Source organism: Pseudomonas sp. JV245A (assembly GCF_032424515.1).
Lineage (GTDB): Bacteria > Pseudomonadota > Gammaproteobacteria > Pseudomonadales > Pseudomonadaceae > Aquipseudomonas > Aquipseudomonas protegens.
This window is the reverse complement of record NZ_VYKE01000454.1, coordinates 1-817: the sequence shown is the minus strand read 5'-3', so window position 1 is coordinate 817 and position 817 is coordinate 1. Positions and strand designations below refer to the sequence as shown.

At 63.6% G+C, this 817-nt stretch carries 1 pseudogene; it reads right to left on the bottom strand.

The features are described from left to right. Positions 1-817: pseudogene (locus tag F6S12_RS32390) on the bottom strand (SPFH domain-containing protein); the annotation flags it as partial.

The window sequence follows — 817 nt, the reverse complement described above, 5'->3', positions numbered from 1 at the left end:
GCCCAGGCCGATGCGGTAGACGAAGCGCACGTCCATGTTGACGATCTGAAAACTCTGTTGCTGGGCATTGCCGCTGGCGATCACCTGGGATTTGTCATTCACGTGGCTGGCATCCCACAGGCGGTTGGCAATGGCGGGGGCCGGGCCTTCGGCAGGAGCCGCTTGAAACGGCTGCGAGCTTTCGCCCACGCTGGTGGCCAGTTCATGGACCACGCCGTTTTCCACCGTCAGTACCCGCCCCAGGGGCCAGGGCAGGCCCAGATGCAGGCCCGGGCCAAAGACCTGTACCGGCTTGCCGAAACGCTCGTAAATACCGCGATTTTGCATGGAAAGTTCATGAACGCCGGTCAACAGCCAACCTACCGCCAACACCACCAGCAATACCGGTACAAAGGCCCGGCGCATATAGGCGAAGGCCCAGATCTGCCGCAGATCGATGCCAAAACGGTTGTGCAATTCATGCTGCAGGCTGAGCAGGGGTTGGGGCGGCCAACGCAGCATGTCGGCAACAAAACTGTGGGCCAGAAGCCGGGGCTCCAGCTGTTCGCGCTGTGGGCTGAACAGCGACAGCACCGCGCGCAACAACAACTCGCCGGCCACCAATGCCGGCAGCAGCCCCGTCAGCACCGCCAGCCGTACTGGCCACAAGGCCGTGTCGCTGCTGAACAACAGGCACAGGGCGCTCACCAGCAAACAGATAATCGCCGCCCGCAGCAGTTGCGCCAGGGCGCCGGCTTCCGGCCATTCCCCTGGGTGCTCCTGGGCCAGTTGGCGTTCCAGCACCAGCAGGGCAAACGCCAGCAGCAGAGCCAGCACC